Origin of the sequence: Paraburkholderia kirstenboschensis (assembly GCF_032806925.1) — a bacterium.
GTDB classification, from domain to species: domain Bacteria; phylum Pseudomonadota; class Gammaproteobacteria; order Burkholderiales; family Burkholderiaceae; genus Paraburkholderia; species Paraburkholderia kirstenboschensis.
The window spans coordinates 1213313-1232275 of the sequence record NZ_CP136512.1 but is presented as its reverse complement, the minus strand read 5'-3'; the positions used below and the strand labels follow the sequence as shown (position 1 = coordinate 1232275).

The 18963-nt window shown below is 57.2% G+C and carries 18 protein-coding genes and 1 pseudogene; 12 read left to right on the top strand and 7 right to left on the bottom strand.

Annotated features, from left to right (window positions below; genetic code table 11):
* Positions 1-700: 700 nt before the first annotated feature.
* The 6 genes from RW095_RS14275 (at position 701) to RW095_RS14250 (ending at position 6256) form a co-directional block, all read left to right on the top strand.
* Positions 701-2098: an MFS transporter gene (locus tag RW095_RS14275; RefSeq protein ID WP_317019595.1), complete on the top strand. Its 1398-nt coding sequence runs from the start codon at positions 701-703 to the stop codon at positions 2096-2098.
* 46 nt (positions 2099-2144) lie between these two features.
* Entirely contained in the window at positions 2145-2813 is a 669-nt protein-coding gene (gene pxpB, locus RW095_RS14270; protein WP_317019594.1) for a 5-oxoprolinase subunit PxpB, read from the top strand.
* Complete coding sequence (locus RW095_RS14265; RefSeq protein ID WP_317019593.1) at positions 2792-3817, top strand: 5-oxoprolinase subunit C family protein; 1026 nt, start codon at positions 2792-2794, stop codon at positions 3815-3817. Before pxpB ends, RW095_RS14265 begins: the two co-directional genes overlap by 22 nt.
* Positions 3818-3834: 17 nt before the next feature.
* Complete coding sequence (locus RW095_RS14260; RefSeq protein ID WP_317019592.1) at positions 3835-4236, top strand: acetyl-CoA carboxylase biotin carboxyl carrier protein; 402 nt, start codon at positions 3835-3837, stop codon at positions 4234-4236.
* Positions 4237-4243: 7 nt separating this feature from the next.
* A complete protein-coding gene (locus RW095_RS14255; RefSeq protein ID WP_317019591.1) occupies positions 4244-5020 on the top strand; it encodes a LamB/YcsF family protein in 777 nt (258 codons plus the stop codon).
* 111 nt (positions 5021-5131) lie between these two features.
* Positions 5132-6256, top strand: coding sequence for a porin (locus RW095_RS14250; RefSeq protein ID WP_317019590.1), 1125 nt, complete (start codon positions 5132-5134; stop codon positions 6254-6256).
* Between the two features lie 684 nt (positions 6257-6940).
* Here the strand turns inward: RW095_RS14250 and RW095_RS14245 are convergent.
* A complete protein-coding gene (locus RW095_RS14245; protein WP_317019589.1) occupies positions 6941-7879 on the bottom strand; it encodes a LysR family transcriptional regulator in 939 nt (312 codons plus the stop codon).
* Positions 7880-7978: 99 nt separating this feature from the next.
* On the opposite strand from RW095_RS14245, the gene RW095_RS14240 reads away from it, so the two are divergent.
* Positions 7979-8668 carry an RraA family protein gene (locus RW095_RS14240; RefSeq protein ID WP_317019588.1) on the top strand — a complete coding sequence of 230 codons (690 nt, stop codon included), beginning with the start codon at positions 7979-7981 and terminating at the stop codon, positions 8666-8668.
* Between the two features lie 231 nt (positions 8669-8899).
* Entirely contained in the window at positions 8900-10174 is a 1275-nt protein-coding gene (locus RW095_RS14235; protein WP_317019587.1) for an aminotransferase class V-fold PLP-dependent enzyme, read from the top strand.
* A 164-nt stretch (positions 10175-10338) separates the two neighbouring features.
* Here RW095_RS14235 and RW095_RS14230 read toward each other — a convergent pair.
* Positions 10339-10546 (bottom strand): annotated as a pseudogene (locus RW095_RS14230) (hypothetical protein).
* A gap of 195 nt (positions 10547-10741) precedes the next feature.
* Between RW095_RS14230 and RW095_RS14225 the strand changes: the two are divergent.
* Positions 10742-11707 carry an MFS transporter gene (locus RW095_RS14225; RefSeq protein WP_394365136.1) on the top strand — a complete coding sequence of 322 codons (966 nt, stop codon included), beginning with the start codon at positions 10742-10744 and terminating at the stop codon, positions 11705-11707.
* A 35-nt stretch (positions 11708-11742) separates the two neighbouring features.
* The gene (gene arsN2, locus RW095_RS14220) at positions 11743-12210 is read left to right on the top strand and encodes an arsenic resistance N-acetyltransferase ArsN2 (RefSeq protein WP_317019586.1); all 468 of its coding nucleotides are present in this window, start codon (positions 11743-11745) and stop codon (positions 12208-12210) included.
* 9 nt (positions 12211-12219) lie between these two features.
* Here the strand turns inward: arsN2 and RW095_RS14215 are convergent, their stop codons facing one another.
* Both RW095_RS14215 and RW095_RS14210 read right to left on the bottom strand, forming a co-directional pair.
* Entirely contained in the window at positions 12220-12420 is a 201-nt protein-coding gene (locus RW095_RS14215) for a hypothetical protein (protein ID WP_317019585.1), read from the bottom strand.
* Positions 12421-12451: 31 nt separating this feature from the next.
* Positions 12452-12814, bottom strand: a complete 363-nt coding sequence (locus tag RW095_RS14210) for a hypothetical protein (protein ID WP_317019584.1) — start codon at positions 12812-12814, stop codon at positions 12452-12454.
* Positions 12815-13031: 217 nt separating this feature from the next.
* Between RW095_RS14210 and imuA the strand changes: the two genes are divergently transcribed.
* Together imuA and RW095_RS14200 are read left to right on the top strand one after the other, a co-directional pair.
* Positions 13032-13694 carry a translesion DNA synthesis-associated protein ImuA gene (gene imuA, locus RW095_RS14205; RefSeq protein ID WP_394365147.1) on the top strand — a complete coding sequence of 221 codons (663 nt, stop codon included), beginning with the start codon at positions 13032-13034 and terminating at the stop codon, positions 13692-13694.
* Positions 13695-14085: 391 nt separating this feature from the next.
* Positions 14086-15048, top strand: a complete 963-nt coding sequence (locus RW095_RS14200; RefSeq protein ID WP_317019852.1) for an SOS response-associated peptidase family protein — start codon at positions 14086-14088, stop codon at positions 15046-15048.
* A 300-nt stretch (positions 15049-15348) separates the two neighbouring features.
* Here the strand turns inward: RW095_RS14200 and RW095_RS14195 are convergent, their stop codons facing one another.
* Genes RW095_RS14195 through RW095_RS14185 form a run of 3 tightly spaced genes read right to left on the bottom strand, consistent with a single transcriptional unit; the run spans position 15349 to position 18824 of the window.
* Complete coding sequence (locus tag RW095_RS14195) at positions 15349-15723, bottom strand: hypothetical protein (RefSeq protein WP_317019582.1); 375 nt, start codon at positions 15721-15723, stop codon at positions 15349-15351.
* Between the two features lie 18 nt (positions 15724-15741).
* The gene (locus RW095_RS14190) at positions 15742-17160 is read right to left on the bottom strand and encodes a hypothetical protein (protein WP_317019581.1); all 1419 of its coding nucleotides are present in this window, start codon (positions 17158-17160) and stop codon (positions 15742-15744) included.
* Positions 17157-18824 carry a VPA1262 family N-terminal domain-containing protein gene (locus tag RW095_RS14185; RefSeq protein WP_317019580.1) on the bottom strand — a complete coding sequence of 556 codons (1668 nt, stop codon included), beginning with the start codon at positions 18822-18824 and terminating at the stop codon, positions 17157-17159. The genes RW095_RS14190 and RW095_RS14185 overlap by 4 nt, the downstream gene beginning before the upstream one ends.
* Positions 18825-18963: the final 139 nt, after the last annotated feature.

Genomic DNA, 18963 nt, shown 5'->3' with positions numbered 1-18963 from the left:
GCTCGCGCTAGCGTAGCAATTCGCATTTGAATCCGCAACGGGCGAGCCCCTAAAACAAGAGGTTTTGTGCAGAAGGAACGCAAAAACGGCGACATGTACCCCTCCAGAAGAGGCGCTGCGTTCATAAGAGAAGCGCGGCTTATTCGGCTGGGGTCAAAGAGACTTGCGATGCCTACGTAGGTTGTCGCGTCGAGTTCGGCATAGCCGAACCCTTTCGAGAGCGTTGGTGGTGGCGGTTATCTAGCCAGTGGTCCAGACCCGCGGCTCTCAGAATGAGCCGGAAGGCGCGCAAATCCTCTTTGCTGGCAAACAACTGCTCGATGTACCCCTCAGTAGAATCTCGTTCTTACCTCAAAGAGTGCAGTCTGAGTTCCGCGCGGCATCACGACCATGGAAACGGCGGCGGGAGGGATGGCCATGGACACGAACAGGGGTGTTTAGTGCGTCGTGAGTACTGGACCCCTCGCCCGTGAGACGGTCGTACCAAACCGGCGGGATAATGTAGTGCGAAAAAAAGTGATGGGAAAAGATACAAAAATATCGCTATTTTGATATTTTTGACGGGGAAATACTTTGTCCCGAGAAAGCAACTGACTCTCGGCCGGTGCCTAACGTTGACCGGCATTGGCGAAACTATCGGTTCCGAATGCGCTCACTAAAGGCGGCTTCCGCGGTGACCGGACCGAGTTTGGGGATTTCAATGAATTCTGTACAAGCAACGTCAATCGCACCGGCCGCCGCTAACCCGGTGGCATCGGGCGAGACGCCAATATCAAAACGACTGGATGCTCTACCAGTCGGCGGCTTTCATTACCGGATGATGGCTATCATCGGTGCGGGGCTTTTTCTCGACGGGTTCGAACTGGCACTCGCCAGCGGTGTCCTTGGCCAACTCGTCCATCTGGGGTGGAGTAATCTGAAGTACAACGGCTACTTCGTCACTGCCACGTTTATCGGCTTCATGATTGGCTGCTGGGCCGCTGGCATCATCGGCGACAGGCTCGGTCGTCGCGCGAGCTACCAGTTGAACCTGGCTATCTTCGGAGGCGCGTCCCTTCTTGCCGTTGTGGCGCCAAATATCGAGACCCTCATTGTGTTGCGGTTTGTCATGGGCGTCGGGTTGGGTGCGGAGCTGGTGCTCGGGTTCGCGACGCTTGCTGAGTTCGTCCCGCCCGGCAAGCGCGGTCGGCTTGTCGCGACACTGTCCTTCATTGCGCAGTGCGGTGTGTTCCTGTCCTCGCTGGTCGGCCTCTGGGTCATTCCGAATCTGGGCTGGCGCTACATGTTCCTTATCGCCGGCGTGTGTGCCGCTGTGGTCTGGTTCATGCGGAAATTCATGCCGGAATCTCCGCGCTGGCTTGAGAGCAAGGGGCGTTATGAAGAAGCAGACGCCATCGTTCGAAAAATCGAGGAATCCGTCGGCAAGACTGTCGCGCTGGCGACCGTCAGCGCCCAAGGGCCCGTCACAGCGGCTTCTTCATCCAGCCAGGGGAGCGTCGCTGACCTGTTCAGCAAGGCCTATGTCCGTCGGACGGTGATTGGCATCGCTACCCTCTGTGTGATTCAAATCTGCCTGTACGGTATGGTGAGCTGGCTTCCCACTTTTTTTGTACAGCAAGGATTCGACATCGTAAAGTCCTTGAAGTGGAGCATGGTGATGACGCTTGGGGGGCCAGCGGGCGGTCTCATCGGATTGCTCCTTGCGGACAAGGTGGGTCGCAAGCCGATTCTCGTCTGCGCGGCGCTGGTGGCGATTGCGTTGTCCTACGTTTACGTCCAGACGCGTGCGGAGACTCTTCTCATGGGACTGGGTTTCCTCCTGCTCACGTCGTTTTACGTCATCGTGGTGGTGGGCCAGGCTGTCTATGTATCTGAACTCTTTCCGACCAGCATCCGTATGCGCGGCACCGGCTTGTGCAGCACCGTCGCTCGTGTGGTGGCCGCATCCATCCAGTTCGCCATCCCGCCGCTGTTTGCATGGGGTGGCATCAATGCCATCGTCGGCGCAGTCGGAATATCGTTGCTAGTGTTCGCCCTGATTGTCCTGTTCGTGGGTGTTGAAACAAAAGAGAAATCACTCGAAAGCATTGCTGTCTAGTGTTCGCCGAAGCGGATTTTGAGTCCAGTCAAGAGGAAGTAACGCCGTGTCCAGTATCGAGTCCACAGAACTGAAGGTGAGCTGCCTCGGCAGTTCAGCGGTTCTTTGTGAAAGTCTGGGGCCGCTCGACATCACATGCCAGGCGAGATTCTGGGCTTTGGCGCAGGTAGTATCCCGTTGGCCAGAGGTCGCCGAAGTCGTCCCCGGAATGAACAACCTGATGGTCGTGCTGACGCAGGGTGAGGCCGAACCCTTGGGCGTCGTTGAAAAGGTCCGACGTGAGTGGCCGCACGTGGCGCCGGCGCATGCTAAAGGCAAGGTAGTTGAGGTGCCGGTTGTGTACGGCGGAGACGGTGGTCCTGACCTTGAGTTCGTTGCCAGCCACACTGGAATCGATGTTGAGACCGTTATCAAGCTTCATACTCAACCGGACTACACGGTGTACTTCCTAGGTGCCCACCCCGGTTTTGGATACCTTGGCGGACTTGATTCGAAACTCCACACGCCGAGACTCGATAAGCCTCGGCTAAGCGTGCCGGCCGGCTCCGTCGCGATTGGTGGGGTTCAGACGGGAGTGATTGCCCTCACTTCACCGAGCGGCTGGCGGTTAATCGGACACGCGGAGCAGGATTTCTTCGACCCGTACAGGGAACCGCCGGCGCTGCTGACGCCCGGCGACACGGTCAGGTTTCAATGTATACGGGCCGAGAGATGATTGAGATTCTCTCTACCGGTCCCCTTTGTTCTGTGCAAGATGCCGGGCGCCGAGGATACAGACAGTTGGGTGTCGGCCTGGCAGGCGCGATGGACCAAATCGCATACCGTGTCGGCAACGTGCTGGTGGGCAATCCCCAAGGGCTTGCCGGAATAGAAGTAACCGTCTTTCCATTCAAGGCGCGTTTTTCGGGCTCAGCGATGGTCGCGGTAACCGGCGCTGACTGTAACTCGACAATAGCCGAGAAGTCGCTACCGCCGTGGTGGTCTTTCGAGGTCAGCGAGGGCGACGTACTCACGCTTAGTCCGCCGAAAACCGGAGCACGAGCGTATATCGCTGTCTCCGGCGGAATTGAAGTCGCGCCCGTGTTGAACTCGAGGAGCACCGACATCAAGGTCGGCTTCGGCGGCTTCCAGGGGCGGTGCCTGAAACGAGGAGATATTCTTTCTGTCGGTGCGACTGATGCTGACCGGACACGAGTGAAATGCCCGGGCTTTGGCGTGTTTCCCCCGCAGGCGACCCTCCAGGTTCCGAATGGCGGGAGTGTCGCTTCCAACGGAGTTGACCAATCGAAGGTTACTCGGGTCCGGGTCGTTGCGGGGCCAGAGTATGGCGAATTCACTGACGGTGCGAAGAAATCCTTCTGGTCGACGTTCTGGTCTGTGACGCCCGAGAGCAATCGGATTGGATACCGGATGGAAGGACCGCGGATTGAACTGCGCAAACCGTTGCAACTGCTTTCCCATGGCATCCTCCCTGGCGTCATCCAGGTTCCTCCGTCCGGCAAGCCGATTGTCATGATGAGCGACGCCCAGACGTCGGGCGGGTATCCAAAAATCGGAACAGTGATTGAAGCCGACCTGTGGCGTCTCGCTCAGGCTCCTCTAGGCAGCCGGGTCAAGTTTGAAGAAGTCGAGGTCGAAGATTCGATAGCAGCTGCGAAAGAACTGGCCAGCTATGTGCAAGCGATTGAGAACTCGCACTGGAGAACCTTGTGGAAGTAGCGGCTATCCGGATGCTCATGAAGCAACTGTTCCAGTCAACCGTTGACGAGCTTGAAGTCAATGGGGCCGGCATCGCTTTATGCCTGAAGCGGGATGTTCGGGAAGATGCCGCTCCCAAAGCTGGTCCGGCTGCTGAATCGGTGACACCGATTTCAGCCGGCGCCGCGCCGGTGTGCACAATCGTTGTGCAGTCTCCGGCCATTGCAAATTTCGTCGCGAGTCATCCTCTGCGTGACCTCGCCTTCTGCAGGTGCGGAGATACGGTCAAGGCCGGAGATGTTATGGGTTTGGTTGCCTACAGCAGCTACTTCCCGGCTGTTACGGCGAAGCAAGGAGGCCTGGTGAAGTCCATCCTTGTTCGCTCTGGTGCCGTGGCTCGATTTGGTGACGGTCTTTTTGAAATCGAAGTGGTGGAGTGAGACCAGAATGAATTTTGTCGACTTGAATTCGGATATGGGTGAGGGTTTCGGCCCATACGAGATGGGTGACGACGAGGCGATGCTCGATATCGTGTCTTCAGCCAACATCGCGTGCGGCTTCCACGCCGGCGACCCGGACATTATGCATCGCACTGTCGTTGCGGCCCTCGCACGAGGAGTCGATGTCGGTGCGCACCCCGGATTCAACGATGTGTGGGGCTTTGGCCGACGGACCATCGTCGGCGACAGCATCAAAACCATCGAGAATCTCATCGCATATCAGATTGGCGCGTTGCGGGCAATTGCATATGCAGCCGGCTATAAGGTCACGCACTTCAAGACCCACGGAGCCCTTGGCAACCTGATGTTCAAGGACCGGGAAATATCCGATGCCATCGCACGGGCTGTGAAAGCAGTGGACCGCGAGCTGCTGTATGTCATTCCTCCGAACACCGAAGGCGAGCGCGCAGGCGAGAGAGCCGGTTTGCATGTGCTCCGGGAAGTTTTTGCGGACCGTGCGTACACCGACGAGGGACACCTTGTGTCACGGCGTCAGGAAGGGGCTGTCATCCACGACAAGGATGAAGCCGCCGAGCGAGTTGTTCGAATGGTCGAGGACCGCTGCATCACTACTCATTCGGGCAAGCGAATTCCGGTACAGGTCGACAGCATCTGCGTTCACGGAGACACAGCAGGGGCCGTAGCAATGGCGTTCGCGGTGAAGACCAGGTTGCTCCAGACCGGTGTCGAGATTCGACCGTTGTCCAAGACATTCAAGGTGTAATCGTTCGCGCCAATCAATTCCATTCGGGTGAAATTTTCAAGACTGGATATATCGGTGTACTGATTGTGCTAAAAGAAGGTGGCAGTCTGCCACAAGCTTGAGGAGATGAAAATGAAGAAGATGACCATTGGGGTTGCCGCGGCGCTTGGTCTCGCTTGCGGTACGGCATGGGCGCAGTCGAGCGTGACGCTATATGGACTTATCGACGAAGGTATTCGGTTCAGCACCAATCAGCCTTCGCCAAACGGCCCTGCGAACAAACTTTATATGTCAGAGGGCATTGGGACCGGCAACCGCTGGGGAATCAAAGGTTCGGAGGACCTCGGCGGCGGCACCTACGCAATCTTCGACTTACAGAGCGGATTCAATCCGGCGACAGGTACGTCAGACCAGCAAGGCCAGCTGTTCGGTCGGTACGCCTATGTTGGGATTTCAAACACCAAATACGGAACACTCAAGCTCGGCCGACAGTATGGCACCGGCTTCGACTTTATCGCGACGTTTGACCCGGTCCAGGTGGGCAATCAGAACCCGGTGGACTGGGAAATCTTCCTGCTCGGTGTGCGCTTCGATAACACCGTGCAATATTCAAATACGTGGGGGCCGGTATCCTTCGAACTTCAGCGCTCGGTCGGTGGCGAGCCTGGAAGCGTAAGCCAGGGAAGTACAACGGCTCTTAACGCTATTTATACGGCGGGTGGTCTTAAGGTAGGCGTACTTGGCCAGCAGTCGAAGGACTCTGCGAACCACAATATGTATGCGGGAAGCCTGGGCGTTCGTTATGCGTTTGCGAAGGCGATTCTGTACTCGTATTACATTTACACGCGTCGCGACGCGGGATTCGAAATCGCCGCTAACAATACCGGTGGTGCACTCGCAAATACCAACATCATCGGCAATTCGGCGACCGTCGCAGGGCCCGCGACTCAGACCAAGGCACGCATCGACAATCTCGTGAATCTGGGCGGAAGCTACATGCCGGCATCAGACATCACGTTCACTGTTGGCGGCCTATACGACCACGTCACTAACGTAGCAGGCTCTCAGACGGGACACATTGCCTCTTTCTACGGCATCGCGGACTATCTTCTCTCAAGACGTACGGACGTATATCTTGAAGTTGACCACAGTCTGTTGGGTGGCGCGGAGGTAACCGACCCGAACAGCCCGATTGGTACGTTTGCAGGTGAGAACAATAGTACGAGCGCGATGGTCGCATTGCGAACACGCTTCTAAGTCGGGCTTTAAAACTCACGCAATGCCTTGCGTCTTGGCTGCCTTCGCCCAACAGCGCTGTCGGGCAGACGGACGCATTAAACCGTTCTGACGGGCATTAACCGAACTGTCTAGAACCGGGAAGTGGATTTAGAAAAAGTCAGAGAGTTGATTGAGCTCGTCTCTGAGTCTGAACTCTCAGAACTGACCCTGAAGGAGGGCGAGGATTCGGTTCGTCTTGTCAAGCGCTGCCGGTCTTAGTCGTTCGAAGCGCAGGCTGTCGAAACTACCCGGCGGGAGAGCAGTGGTGCAAGTAGCCTCTCTCTCGCCGTCGATAATCGTGAAGTAGCTGCTGGAGACGGACGCCTTTGTCTCTGGGGGCGCAAGCATTCACTATCTCGAGTCCCGGTTGAACACCGCGAAGCATCGTTGACCCGCATCGAACCTGCAAGACTCTGGACCAAGGACGCTCTTGTGTTTCGGGACGCTAAAAGCATGAAGGGGCCGCGCTCCGGCGCGCTATTGTTTTAGCGAAAGTGGGCCAGAGAGAACGGCTCGAGGTCCATATTCGGCTTTTTTCGCGTGACATGATTGCGGCCACAGCCCGGGCGCCGACGAGCAGCCCGCGTTAATCCGATATGCCAATGCCCGTAAGAATAGTACGAGTCGGGATTGACCTGCCCCAGACTAACCATGGGAATTCCACTATTTCCGTACGCGTGCGGAGCTTCGACTCGGCTCGCCCGGTTGCAGGAGTAACGAATTGAAGTCGCAGCAGGCGGCCGCGAGCTTGGCTATCTCGCTGTTGAGCGTGTACGCATGGTCGGCTCGATACATCGCGACATATTCGATTGGGGGCAGTGGAGGAGTCGTCCGGATAATTCCAAGTACGCCATCGTCAACTAAGTACTGAAAGCAAGCTTTTGGAAGGTAGGTGACGCCCATGCCGGACCGCGTCAACCCAATCTGTGCAATCAGATTATTGCTGGAAAGGAGTTTCGGTGCGCTGACGCCATTTTCCTGCAGGAACCGCCCATATGTCATGCCCGTGCCGGAGAGATTCCCTTGGGTTAGGAGAGGAAACCGGGATATCTCGGAAAGGGGGATTGCTCTTTTCCCGGGCACCAGTTCGGGGACGCATATCCATGCGTTCTCGACCGATGCAAGCGAAGTCGAGACGAAGCGTTCGCTAGCCTGCGCCGCCGGAACAATAATGAAATCGACCGTATCGGCGGTCAACCGGTCGCGTAGCGTCGCGCTCAACTCAACTTCGGCTTCAACGATGACTTTGGGGTAGTCGCGTTTGATAGCAGCAATAAGGCGAGGCAGCCAGGTCAACGCAGTGAGCTCGGTTACCCCTAGTCGTAGCCTGCGGACAAGTACCTCTTTGGCACTAACACGCTCCACAATGTGGTCTCGCCGTTCCAGTAGTTCCTTGGCGTAGATAAAAAGCTCTTCTCCCTTTTCCGTGAGGCGCGCGCTGCGGTGCGTGCGGTCAAAAACGGCCAGGTCGAATGTACTTTCCAATTCCTGCACCCGTTTGGAGATGGCAGACTGGCTGGCGTTGAGCTTGCTTGCGGCGCCTTCAAACGAGCCCAACTGGACAATCCAGTACAACGCTTCAATCTGCTTGAAGGTCAGCATGTCCTTCTCCGATACATGAGAAAAGGAGATATTCTACGATAGAAAAAAATCGCTTTTTCGCGCTGTTTTGAGGACTTATCGTTCACTTCGCTGCGCCATATGGCGTCCCTGACGGAGTCAGCTATGAGTCTTCCCGGTTTTCGCGTCAATCCTGCACCTCAGCTTGCGCCCGCATCAGTCGTCAAGGCACTCGAACATGTGGTCGCACCGCAGCTGAGCGACAACCTCGCCCGCAGTATTGGCATCGCGGGACTGACGCGCTACAACAGGGCCGGCAAACTCATCGGAACCGCATTCACGGCGAAGTGCCGTCCTGGCGACAACCTGGTACTCTACAAGGCACTGACTATGCTGCAACCGGGTCACGTCCTGGTTACCGATGGCGGCGGTGAGTCGAATAACGCGCTCGTGGGTGAACTCATCAAACTGCACGCGCAAAAGCTTGGTTGTGTCGGTTTCGTCATCGACGGTGCGATTCTCGACGTCGCTTCGTTTGAAGACTTCCCATGTTACGCGCGCAGTGTCATTCATCGTGGACCATACAAGGATGGCCCAGGCGAACTGAACGTTCCCGTGTCTGTCGGCGGTCAGGTAATCAATCCTGGCGACATCGTCGTTGGAGATGAGGATGGTGTTGTCAATTTTGCGCAGGCGGATGCTGACGAACTGATTGCGGTCGCCGCAAAGCGGAACACGAAGGAACAGGCGATTCAGGCAGAAATCGCGACGGGACGTTGCGAGCAGGAATGGATTAATCAGATTCTGGTCGCCAAAGGTCTGGCCGAGTAATCGCAGGGCATGCAGAGCGCGACACATGTCTAATACCAGTCCGAACGGATTAACCGTATCAAGCCTTCTCCAAGCATGGCCGCGAAAGCACTTGTGGACAAGCTTCGCACACAGGGGCGCCAAATCATCGACTTTACGAGTGGGGAGTCGGATTTGCCGACACCTCCACATGCTATCGACGCAGCTATCCTCAGCCTTCTTATAACGCAGCGCAAACGACCATCGCAAATCATGAAAGAATCTATCGGCTCGCTCTTTCCGGAGGAGCTCACTCGCGAAATTAAAGCCCGTTTCCATCACGTTGACCACGATTTTGATGGCAAGGCGCGGTTGTTCTTCGACAATGCCGGTGGGTCATTTCGACTGAAGGCAGCTACTGAGCGGTCGGCTAGTGTGGATGCAATTCCGGATTGCACCGAACGCATGCATCATGCGGCGCGACATCTGCAAGCAATTCAGACCGAGGGCACGGACGACTTCCGATTCATCCTGAATGCGACTGGGGGCACCGTTTTTGCCTCTCTCACCGCGTCCGGAGCCATGTTCGACATGGTGCGCGCCATTGCCGAGAATGTCCCGGGCACCAACCTTGTCACTACCACACTGGAACACCCGTCGTCGTTCGACGCGGTGTCTTACTACGCCCAGCACCTTAACAAGGAGCTTCGGGTCGCAAAAAGCAATCCGGTCACGGGCGGTATCGACGTAGAGGATGTGGTCATGCTCATCGACCAGAATACGTGCTTCCTCAGCGTGATGTATGCATCGAACATCTCCGGCGCCAAAATCGACATCAAGAACATCGTTCGGCGAGCTCGAATGATTAAGCCGGACCTCTATGTCATCGTCGACGCGGTCCAGCATGCGCCGCACGGCGTGATTGACCTGGAAGACACGCCAGTCGATGCCCTGAACATTGCCCCGTACAAGTTTTTTGGGTGCAGAGGGTCGGGCATGTCCTGGCTGTCAAATCGTGCCGCGAGACTTCCGCATCATAAGCTGAATGGCAAGCCGATAGACTTCTGGGACCTTGGAAGTTCTGCGCCGGCACAGTTTGCCGTCATCACGGCGATTGTCGACTACGTCTGCTGGCTTGGAACGCACTTCACCGGAGCCACGGACCGGCGGGCCAGATTCGTCGCAGGCATGCACAATATTGAGCTTCATGAGCGCGCTTTGTTGTCCCGCATGCTTGACGGCAGTCTGGACATTCCTGGGCTGAGACGGATTAACGGCGTCAAAGTGCTGCTTGACCACCCTGATTTGACGAAGCGGGATTTAATAGTGGCAACTGCGTTCCAGAACCTGTCTCCGGCCGACGCTGTGCGCGAATATGAGAAGCGTGGTGTCGTCGTTTATGAGCGGGTCGCGACGAGCCTGTATTCCAGGCGCATGCTCGACTCGTTCGGTATAGATGGCGCAATTCGCGTATCGCCCTTGCATTGCCACTCTGGGGCGGATATCGACCAGTTCCTGACCATCACCGCTCAAATCGCCAAGCTCTAGGTAATCGAATTGGCTGAACACCCGGCGCAGCAGTGGCTTTGCGCTCGCACAGGCGCATCAAGCGCAGGACGCGTACATCGAAGCAATCTCTTCTAGACGCTGACCACGTAAAAAAAATCTAACTGCATAGCGCCGACAGACTTCGGAACGTGGCACCGGTCATTCTAGCCGTTGCTATCCACCCAGGCTCGCGCCCAGTCAAGTCCCGCGAGCTGAGCCTGCTTGTCTGTATCAAAAAACATCAAGAACGCCCGAAGCATCAGCTGATTTGTTGCATCGGGTAATAGTCCTGCTTGCCGCGTACCGCTCAGGTTGAAGGATATCTTCCTGCTGAAGAATGGCATGTTCGCGCAGCCGAACCGATTTGCGCAACTGGTTGGCGTTCACCCCAGCCTTTAGGGCGAGGCAGACAGCGATGCGCCTGGTTGCAGGCAGGCGTCGACCGCCGCTTGTCTGCGGGGGCGAAACTGCGCTTGCCGCCGACACACGTGTCACCCGCAAGGGCAAAAAGGTGAGGTCATTCTCGGTCATGGATTGCGTCCGCAACTTTGGGTTGCGGACACCATCGTGGACTTTCTCAAACGCAGAAGCTTGGGTGCGCGAAAACTAGCGCTTACGTTGCTCGCTGTGCCGCCGCACGCTGCGCCGCCGCACGCCACGTTTTACGACCCCGTCTTCGCCGTCGTCACGCACCGCTATCCGCGAAGCTTCCGAACCAAAATCACGCTCATCACGCTGGTCGCTGGATTCGCCAGCACGGTCTTCATACCGTTGACCCAGTTTTTGGTTGGCTCGGTGGGGTGGAGGACGTCACTCGTTGTTCTCACTGCCCTAAATCTGATTATCTGTCTGCCTATTCATGTGCTGACAATCCGTTCTTCGCGCGCTGACCCGGGCGCCCGGCCGACCAATGGCGCGGTAAAGCTGGCCAACGACGCAGCCACACGTCGCGCGCTTCGTTCTCCAATTTTCTGGGCGCTCGCGGTGTGCTTCACAGCCTACTACGCGACGTTCGCGGCGCTCACATTTCATCTGGTGCCGCTCATGGTCGAGCGCGGCGTGTCGAACGCCGTGCTGGTAACAACCATGGCGCTCATCGGTCCGGCTCAGGTAGCCGCACGAGCCGTCTGGTTCACCTTCGGCCGAACGGTTCATGTTAGTACCGTGGGCATCATCATCGTGACGCTATTCCCGCTGTCGACCGTTATCCTGATAAGTGCTGGTCACTCGGCCGCGCTCCTATGGCTGTTCGCGCTTTGCTACGGCGCTGCGAATGGCATGATGACTATCCTGCGCGGCACCATCGTGCAGGACCTGATGTGGACAGAAGACTACGGCGCGGTCAGCGGTATGCTCTCGTTCCCGTCGAATGTCGCCAAGGGAACAGCACCGATTGCCGCTGCCAGCATCTGGAGCTTCACTCACGGTTATGTAGCTGTTGAGTGGACCGTGTTTCTCGTCTCGATACTGTCAGCAATCGCGTTCTTTGTGGCTGTTCGGGTCAGCCGCCACGCTCAACCTATGGCCGCCTGACATCGCCTCCGAAACCATCAAGGACAACGTCGACTATGAAGATACGTTCCGCACGAAGTGATGACCTTGATGCCATCAAAGTATTGCTCGTGGAAAACAGGTTGCCGGCGGTCGACATCACCGCTATTGGACTCAACGGCTTTTTGGTCGTAGAGGACGCAAACGGAGGGTTCATCGGGTGCGTTGGTCTCGAGAAATCCGGGACAAGTGCGCTGCTGCGGTCACTCGTCGTAGCGAACAACGCTCGCGAGAAAGGATTGGGTCGCCAATTACTGGCTTACGCCGAGAACCTTGCGCGGGCCGATGACATTTCTGAATTGTGGTTGCTGACGACGACCGCCGCCGAGTTCTTTCAACGGGCCGGCTATGTCGTAGCAGACCGGACCACTGCGCCAGCTGAAATCCGAGCAAGTACGCAGTTTGCAATGTTGTGTCCAGCATCGGTGATTTGCCTGAGGCGCGTGCTGGAAAGTGTTCCTACAAAGAGCGTCACGCGCGCTTAAAACTGAAGGTTAGCCGGGGGTGTCCACCCACGCGCGCGCCCAATTGACGCCAATGCTTCGTGCTTCATCTTCTGTTCTACACGCCGCGAGCACACCCGAACTCTCCACGAGCTTCGTACCCTTCGTGATGGTTCCGCTCGCCGCATAGCCGTCATGCTGAGGAATCGCGTGGCCCCAAATGCTGTATCCCTTGTAGGTGTCCGGTTCCATCTTCGGTCTGTGCTTGGAACGAATCCGCGCGTCAATTTGAGACTGCACTGTTACATCGCTTCCAGATTTTGGCAACAACGGGAGATGCGTATTGAACTGTCATTGCAGAAGTAAAAAGCTGCTCGGGCCGCGCATCGCCTTCATCGTTGGGTTCATGCTCTACGACCGCGCGAGCGATTTCACGCGCCTCGGCGACAACTTCAATCCGCTCCAGCCAGCTTGCCGTCAACGCGTTCCGTTGCAGCCAGATACGGGTGGACTCCACAAGGTGGTCATTGCTGAGCCAGTCCCCTTGCAAAGAAAGGGCTGCGACGTCGCTAACAGCGAGGTAGCAGCAAAGCACCGACTTGTGCGCGTCTGTAAGCAAAGGCAATCCGACGATGTCTTCAAACATGGCCCCCTCCAAGCTGGGCATCTGCTATGGGCATGAGTGCGCGTGCCGTTTCTGAACCACACGCATTTTGCGCCCGCTGGCGTCGGCTCGGCCGGCCGAGAAGCTGATTCCGGCGGCCACGCGCGAGCGGGCTGAATCGGTGGAGGATACTGTACATTCATACAGTATTCTCCGCAATCATGACTGCGAGCACGACCGCCCTTGAAAGCATCCATCGCTGTGGCGGGCGTCCCAGCTCGCGCAAGGGCGCGGCCGAGTATTGGACGCGGGTTACCCTTCGCTTTCGGCGGAGCTTCCGGATGGCGGGTGGCCGCTAGGCGGGCTGGTTGAGCTGCTTGTGCAGCAAGGCGGCGTAGGCGAACTCCGCCTGCTCCAGCCGGCATTGAAGTTAGTCGACGCCCGATGCGTCGCGCTGCTGCAGCCGCCCCACGCACCGCACTGCCTCGGTCTGGCCCACATCGGCGTGCCGATTCAGACGGTGATGCATATAAAGGCGCCGAAAACGGCGGACGCGTTGTGGTCGGCTGAGCAAATTCTTCGAAGTGGCAGTTGCGGCGCCCTGTTGTATTGGACTCAGCACGTCCAAGCCTCATCGCTGCGTCGCCTTCATCTAGCCGCTCAGGCTTCGGACACGCTTTTCGTTATGCTGCGCCCGCTCGCTGTCGCGCAAGATGCGTCGCCCGCGATATTGCGACTTGCTCTAAAGGCCGCCGCGGGAGGCCTTACCGTCGAAATAGTTAAGCGTCGTGGTCCCGTCGGTATCGAACCACTTACCATCCAATTGCAACCGACACCTGTGCTTCTATCGACACGGGGCCGCACCGTCAGACCAATTGCTCCAGTGGCCGTTCCACGTGTCCCGGCGGAGCTGGCGCATTGAGGCTAATCAAGTAGCGACGCCTGTTGCCATCACTTCTCGGCTTGGGCCGCGACGCTCTTGGCGGCAACGGGAAGGGCTCGTCGCGGCGTGGCGGTTAGCGAGCGCCTCGCGTTTGAAAAGTAGCGGCCTGATTCGGGCCGCTTCCAGCGAATGCACTTGTGTCTAGGCTGCACTGGAAGTGCGGCACAACTGGTGCTCCACGCCGCCAAAGCCTCCTCCTCATCATCAACCAGCAATACGCTTGTCATACCCAGTTGTCCAGGCCGCAACATAATGTTTGGCAGCCTGCGACTGGTCAAAGTTCACACAAAATCTCGTCGAAGTTGCACGCCCGTCGTGCTCGCGTCGTTTCAGAGAATGCGTATCATTGGAAAACAAAACGGAGGCATTGATGTGCTACTCGGCCCAGATTCAAGCTGACTATCGCAAATTCGTACGCATGTTTGGCGCGACAATGGACATCCATGAGTTCGCGCGCCTATTCTTCGAACGCGCTGAGGGTGTAAGCAAGGCGAAGATTCCGAAGGCGATGGAAGATGCGTTCGCCGAACCACAGACCGACGCCGAGCGCGAAATCAAAACATCAATCGACCGATTCAACGCCGGGCAGGTGACCAACCTCGAGCAGGACCTGTTCAAACAACGTAAGCGACTGGCAGACGCGGAACGGACACTGCAGACAAAGATAACCAAGGCTGCTACCGCGAGCCAGCGAATCGCCACCGATAAAATTGCCTGGACGCGCGGCAAGCTCGGTGACCTTCAACGCACCGAGCCAAAGCCGCGTGACTCGCGCATTTTTCCGGGCCACTACGCGCCCGTGATGGTCATCGAAGACGGGCAGCGTATCGTGAAGCCGATGCGTTATCAATGCCGCATTGCTGGCAAACCCGCGTCCTACGACGTGAAATACCCCGGCACATATAACGCCCGTCGAGACAATCTTGAAGGCTTTTGGAAGCCGTGCTTTGGATACACGCACGGCGTGATGCTCGTCGATGTGTTTTATGAGAATGTCAGCAAGGCCAAGATGGAGGGGACGTTATTCGAGACTCACGAGCGAGACGAGAATGTTGTTCTGGAGTTTCGCCCGAGTAATGGCGAGCTGATGCATGTCGCATGCTTGTGGTCGCGCTGGTCGGCTCCTGGCGAACCAGACTTGCTCTCATTCGCGGCCATTACGGACGAACCGCCGCCGGAGGTTGCAGCGGCAGGTCACGACCGCTGCATTATCCCTATTAAGCCGGAACATATAGACGCTTGGCTCAACCCGGATGCGTCGGACTTGGCGGCAATGTACGCCATACTTGATGACAGGGACCGGCCGTTTTATGAGCACAAGTTGGCGGCCTAAACGGGTAATGTTGTCCCGCTAGCCGAAGGGACTTAGCTGCGGGACCGCGTAAAAGAAAACTCTGTCGCCGTAACCTGTGACCGCTCGCGGAGCATGTGGGTCATCCCGCGGCTAACTTTTCGGAATGTGAAATTGATGACTGGCCCAGGGTGTGAGAGACTTAAACTCAAACTGACTCAACGATGACGCAGATACACTCACGCAGACAGACTTGAGGAGCTGACACCTTGGCGCAACTTATACAGTCATTGTCGGAGCTGGCGTATCTTATTGTGCACCTATTCAGCAGGTAGTCGTGGCTCATTCTGCTGGGTCGAAGATGCCTGCGATTCCGACGTAAGTCGTCACGTCGAGTTCAGCATTACCGAGCTTCCGAAGAGCGTAATGGTGACGGTCGCTGAGCCACCGGTCGCCGCCAGCCTCTCGCAAGACATGGCGGAAAGCGCGTACATCACCCCTGCTTGCAAATAGCTGTCCGACGTATCGCTCTGCATCAAGTCTCCCTGCCTCTGCGGCCGCCGCCATGCTATCCATCACCCATGACAGACCCGGGGTATGAGGTCTTGCGAGCAGTTCCGCAAGCTTGATTGGCGTCAGAGATTTGTTCTTGTGGTCCCACCCGCCGAATTCGAGACAGCCGCTCGCCATTCGTTGACCTTCTTGGGTTTCGAACATGAGTGGGGTCTCGTCGCTTCATACTTTCGCTTGTACGTCGTGGTATGAGTAACGGACGCGGGCGTAGTCAGATGGGGGCTGAATTTCTGGGGGCAGGAGTTCGGCATCTCCGTCTGCGAGCTTGCGTCCATGAACGACCAGCCGCAGGCGCGACAACAATCGGTTTCTTTCAGTGATGAGGTCGGTCGATGAATTGAACCATTGTTGTTCAATCGTATTGACGGAGAGCGTCAGCGCTGCCTCGAAATCATCGCGTTCGTGACTCGGCATCTGCGAGTAGTACATTGCCACCGGGTAGTCAAACGCACAGGTCGCCGGAGCAAACAGGTAGACCTGGTGCTCGTTCTTGCCGTAGTTCCAGTTGGTCCATCGGTCGAAACACATTGACCACATTGCGCTAGCCGCGCTTTCTTCCACCTCTTGCGCGAACGTCGCCATGATGCTGGCTATTGGTTCCGCAGACCTCTTCGAATAGCTCAAATTAACCGCCGATACAAAGGCGGTCCAGTGGGACATTTGCAAGGACGCGAGCGCTTTGGGTAAGGCGATGCACATCAGAGACCCGCTATACGGCGCCCGTAGCAAAGCGTCCATCCACCCGGCCCAGGCGGAAGTATCTGCTGCTTGCAGAAGTAACTGGCGCAGCAGCTCGTCCCAGTCGTGAGCATTGCTGCCGCGCCGATGTGCGTTCTCTATATCGTCAATGCTGGCATATTTCAGCCACATGACGGGGACGCTGAGGGCGAGCGCGGGGAAGTCGTCTTGAAGGGTGAAACGAACCAGCAAGGCGAGAAAGACACTATCGTTGATGGCCATTGCCTCAGCGAGTTTTGCTGGGTCGAGTCGCCACAGCAGTCTTACCGCGGACCAAAGCGACGCCCGCGGCTCGGGCATGACGTGCGGAAGAAGATGACTCACCTTGAGGAAATTTCCCCGCTGCGCCGAGGCTTTTATTTCTTGCTCTGCGTTGGGGATACGGTCGTGTCCCGGCATAAAGGAACCTACCTCCGCTTCGCAAATGAGATGGTACAGCTCGTCTGCCAGTGCATCATTTCCCAATTGCGCCGCGACTTGTCCGACGTCGACCGAGTCGAGCCCGAGCGCGTCTATCGTATACAGCGACGTGGAAAGCTCAGCGAACGCGATGGGATTGGACGGAGACCAGTGGCGCAGGCGCTCCAGGACAGCGCGCACCCCTGCCTCCCATGAGGCGCGTGCTGTTTCGTCGCACTGCACATTCACGAGAGAGCGATGGCGCAAAAACGGGAATTGCGTCGCAAGCTGTTGCCCGAGACTTTCGAACGTATCGGGTGCGAGTTCCCCGCCGTTTTCGAGATACTCGACCACTTGCGCCATCCCTGTCGGCAACGTGGACGGGCCGGCGCCGCAAGCAGCGGCAAACACCTCGGGTGCGATACTGACGAAGGCTTCGTTCATGGCGTCTTCCAAACAACGTATTTCGGGGCATCGAGCAAATTCCACAGTTCAAGGAAGGCCTCGCGGATTAGCTCGCCGTCAGGGACCTTCTGAAGAATGTGGTGCTGCCGCCCTAGGCTGTTGACCGATGTTCCCAGAGACCACGCCATGGCGCCACCGGACGCGCCCGGGAATATTAGAAATCGGTCGTGAAAGGGCCAGCCAGCTCCGCCCGCGCGAACCCGGAACTCAAGGTTGAGTCCCTGACAGTTGCCCTTAGACTGCTCAAGTACGTTTCTTTGCTCTAGCTGCCATGACAGGCGGCTTGCGCCCTTTTGACCGCCGGTGCACTCGTGCGCGGCATTGGTGGGCGGGTCGTCCGGCCTCTTTCCGCAGTGCTTGCAAACCTTGGGTGTCTTTCCATCGCTCAGTCCGCGCAAGTCCGCGCCAGGCCATGGGCACAAAAATAGAGTGCTAAGCACGTCGTTGGCAGCAAGGTATGGGTCCCACAGCCATACGCCGCTCTCGCCATGCGTATCCATTAGCCACCGTACATCGGCCAAAGCTCGGCTTCGGCCCGCGTCAGGCGCGCCCTTGTACTGAACAAATTCTTTGCGGCTCTGCAGCGCGGACAGGCTGTCTCGGAAAATCCGTTTGGAACGCCAAGGCTCGCGCGGATTCGAACCAGGTCCGCTCGCGGCGGGCGGAGGGTCGTCCCGGAGTACCAGGGTGAATAGCTCAGCTTTGCCTCCTTCCGCGGGTGGCGCGAGGAACTCGCGCGTTTTCGGATTAATGGTGTGACTGGTCACACTGAACTGACCGCCGAAGAACGCGCTCTGGGCTGATGCGCCTAGGATAACGTCATTCACATCGTCCCAGACAATGTAGCGTGCGCCGGTTCGCTTCGAATGAATGGGAAGGCTCGCTGGGCCAGCAGTGACCGCCGTCGATGCAAAGTTCTCTATGGTCGAATCTTCATAAACCTCCCAGGAGACCCGAAGGGGACGCGCAGATACGTCCGGGTGCCATGTAGGTCCGAAAGCAAAGTTGCCACCCTGATTTCCGCCAAACTTGATGGCAGCCACTGTCACCGGCAACTGGATGAGCACATTACCGATGCGGTCAGAGAGACCATCGATTCCCATTGGCACATAAGGCCGTACGAGTTCTGCAAGCTTTCTGAGCAAGTAGGGCTCATCGAGCAGAAAGCGATGTTCCGACTTCTCTCGGTCGAACAGTTCAAGAACGTGTGAACCATCGAAGAAGTTGTTTTTTAGGATGCCATTCCACGGATGTGGCTGGTACGAGTCTGCGGGCACGAACTGCGGAGGAACGGCAGTCAGCTTCCCGACTTTTAGGGGTGACGATGCGGGCTTCCATTCTCCAGTTGAGTCCAGCCTGTGAAGCCCCTCGACAACCTGCTCGGGACTGACCCGAAACCGTGAGACGCCAAAGTCCCAACCTGTTGACGGCAGCGGGATGCGTGTGCCATTGAGGAAAGGCAGCTTGGGAATCGGCCCTAGGACCTCGGGCTCCGCTACTAGCAGACTGAGAAAGTTGGTAGCAGGTCCCTTCTTGTAGAACCCAACAATCTCGGTGACCTCAAAGCTACGATACGTCCCAATAAGGCCTGACTTCAGCAGCTTTTCAAGGTGCGCTATCTGTTCTTTCATTCCCCAAGACATGGCCCTTTCCGTTGCGTTGTAATTCGCGTCGCTGCGATGTTCTCATTTGCTTGGCCGCGCTACATGGAACACCCGGCCGCGCAGAGAAGTGTACATTTTCGGCAGCGTACGCGCACCACGCCGGCTGCTATGCATCTTC